General features: G+C 71.4%; 2 protein-coding genes and 1 pseudogene. 1 reads left to right on the forward strand and 2 read right to left on the reverse strand.

What is annotated here, in order from left to right; genetic code table 11:
• A partial coding sequence (locus tag AAHZ94_RS31995) for a hypothetical protein (RefSeq protein ID WP_349997212.1) occupies positions 1-200 on the forward strand: 200 nt, incomplete at its 5' end.
• Between the two features lie 103 nt (positions 201-303).
• Here AAHZ94_RS31995 and htpG read toward each other — a convergent pair.
• Positions 304-2,259: a molecular chaperone HtpG gene (gene htpG / locus AAHZ94_RS32000; protein ID WP_349997213.1), complete on the reverse strand. Its 1,956-nt coding sequence runs from the start codon at positions 2,257-2,259 to the stop codon at positions 304-306.
• Positions 2,260-2,588: 329 nt separating this feature from the next.
• Positions 2,589-2,900: pseudogene (locus AAHZ94_RS32005) on the reverse strand (homoserine O-acetyltransferase); the annotation flags it as partial.

Below are 2,900 nucleotides of genomic sequence, written 5' to 3' on the forward strand. Positions count from 1 at the left end.
GGGGGGGGGCGGCCGGGCGGGGGGGGGGGGCCGCGCGCCGGGGGGGGGGGGGGGCGGGGGGGGGGGGCGGGGGGGGGGGGGGGGGCGCCCCCCCCCCCCCCCCCCGCCCACCAACGGCCGCGCCCCGCCGCCCCTCCGATTGTGGAGGGGCGGCGGGGCGCAGGCAGTTGACGCAACGTCAGGCACGCCAGGTGCAGTGAGCTAGACGACCCAGACGAGTCAGATGCGGCAGACACGCCGGGCGCGGCGGGAAGGTGCCCGCCCGCCTGCCCGCCGCGGCGGAACGCCCGCCGCCCCGTGGACCTACAGCGTGCGCTCCAGCCGGTCGGCCATCAGCTTGACGAAGCGCGAGGGGTCGCTCAGCTCGCCGCCCTCGGCCAACAGGGCCATGTCGTAGACGAGTTCGGCCGTCTCGGCGAGACCCTCGTCCTCCGCGCGCTCGGCGTGTGCCGTACGCAGGCCGCTGACCAGCGGGTGTCCCGGGTTCAGCTCCAGGATGCGCTTGGCGGTCGGCACCTCCTGGCCCATCGCGCGGTACATGTTCTCCAGCGCGGGGGTCACGTCGTGGGTGTCGGAGACGATGCAGGCGGGCGAGACGGTCAGCCTGGAGGACAGGCGCACGTCCTTGACCTGCTCCGTCAGCCGCTCCTTGAGCCAGCCCAGCAGTCCGGCGAACTCCTCCTGCCGCTTCTCGCGCTCGGCGTCGCCCTCGGCCTTCTCCGCATCGGAGTCGAGGTCCACCTCGCCCTTGGCGACCGAGCGGAGCTGCTTGCCGTCGAACTCGGGGACGGCCTGCACCCACACCTCGTCGACCGGGTCGGTCAGCAGCAGCACCTCGATGCCCTTGGCGGCGAACGCCTCCATGTGCGGCGACTTCTCGATGGCCTGGCGGGACTCGCCGGTCATGTAGAAGATCTCCTGCTGGCCCTCCTTCATCCGCTCCACGTACGCGGGCAGCGTGGTCAGCTCCTGCGCGTCGTGGGTGGAGGCGAACGAGGAGGCGGCGAGGATCGCGTCCTTGTTCTCGAAGTCGCTGAGCAGACCCTCCTTGAGCACCCGGCCGAACTCCCGCCAGAAGGTGGCGTAGCGCTCGGGGTGCGCCGACATCAGGTCCTTGATGGAGGACAGCACCTTCTTGGTCAGCCGGCGGTGCATGAGCTGGATCTGCCGGTCCTGCTGGAGGATCTCCCGCGACACGTTGAGCGAGAGGTCCTGCGCGTCCACCACGCCCTTGACGAAGCGCAGGTAGGGAGGCATCAGCGCCTCGCAGTCCGCCATGATGAAGACGCGCTTCACATAGAGCTGGATGCCGCGCTGGTAGTCCTGCATGAACAGGTCCTGCGGCGCCTGCGCGGGGATGAACAGCAGCGCCTGGTACTCGAAGGTGCCCTCGGCGTGCAGCCGGATGGTCTCCAGCGGGTCGTGCCAGTCGTGGCTGATGTGCTTGTACAGCTCGTGGTACTCGGCGTCGCTCACCTCGTCCCGGGAGCGCGCCCACAGCGCCTTCATCGAGTTCAGCGTCTCGGGCTCGCTCGGCTTCGCGTCCTGCTCGGCCGGCTCGTCCGCGCCCTCGTCCCCGGTCTGCTCCGTGGCGGCCGGCGCTGCGGGCTCGGCGGCCATCTTGATGGGCCAGGTGATGAAGTCCGAGTACCGCTTGATGATCTCCTTGATCTTCCACGACGCGGTGTAGTCGTGCAGCCGGTCCTCGCTGTCCTCCGGCTTGAGGTGCAGCGTGACCGAGGTGCCCTGCGGTGCGTCCGCGGCCTCGTCGATCGTGTACGTGCCCGCGCCGTCGGAGGTCCAGCGCGTGCCCTCGCTCTGGCCGGCCCGCCGGGTCACCAGCGTGACCTCGTCGGCGACCATGAAGCTGGCGTAGAACCCGACGCCGAACTGGCCGATCAGGCCCTCGGCCGCGGCGGAGTCCTTCGCCTCCTTGAGCTCGCGCAGGAAGGCCGCCGTGCCCGAGTTCGCGATCGTCCCGATGAGCCCCACCACCTCGTCACGCGACATGCCGATGCCGTTGTCCCGCACCGTCAGGGTGCGGGCCTCGCGGTCGGCCTCGATCTCGATGTGGAGGTCGGAGACGTCCGCGTCGAGGGTGTCGTCGCGGAGCGCTTCGAGACGCAGCTTGTCCAGTGCGTCGGAGGCGTTGGAGACGAGTTCGCGCAGGAACACGTCCTTGTTCGAGTAAATCGAGTGGATCATCAACTGGAGAAGCTGGCGCGCTTCCACCTGAAACTCGAACGTCTCTGTCGGCATAATCCGTATTTCCTTTTCGGGCCACCAGGTGACGGAACTGATAGGGGGCACTGTAGAACAGCCCGTCAACGGACGGTCACAGGGGGAGCTCACTGGGCGGACCGGCCCGAGCGCACGCCCGGCCCCGCGCCCGCACACCACCCCGCGCATCACCCCATCCAGCACTCCGGGCAGCACCCCATCCAGCCCCCGCACAGCACCGTGCTCCACGCCCGCGTACCGCCTCGCCCAGCGCCCGCCCAGAGGCCCGTACGCCACCCTGTCCAGAGCCCGCCGCGAGCTCACCCAGGGCCCGCCCAGCACCCGAGCCCCGCCCCGCCTCGCCCCGCTCAGCCTCCCGCGAGCAACTCCCTCACCAGCGCCCCGACCTGCTCCGTCTCGATCAGGAACCCGTCGTGCCCGTACCGCGAGGTGATCACCCGGAGGCGGTCCGCGCCCGGTAGGCCGGCGGCCAACTCGGCCTGCTGCCCGAGCGGGTAGAGGCGGTCCGAGTCGACGCCGGCGACCAGCGCGGGGGCGGTGCAGCGGCGCAGTGCGGCGGGCCCGCCGCCGCGGCCCCGGCCCCCGTCGTGCCCGGTCATGGCCTCGGTCAGCCCGCCATAGCTGCCCGCGGCGAAGCGGCGGGCCAGGTTGGCCGCGTG

It is taken from the genome of Streptomyces sp. HSW2009 (assembly GCF_040240285.1).
In the GTDB taxonomy this organism is placed as follows: domain Bacteria; phylum Actinomycetota; class Actinomycetes; order Streptomycetales; family Streptomycetaceae; genus Streptomyces.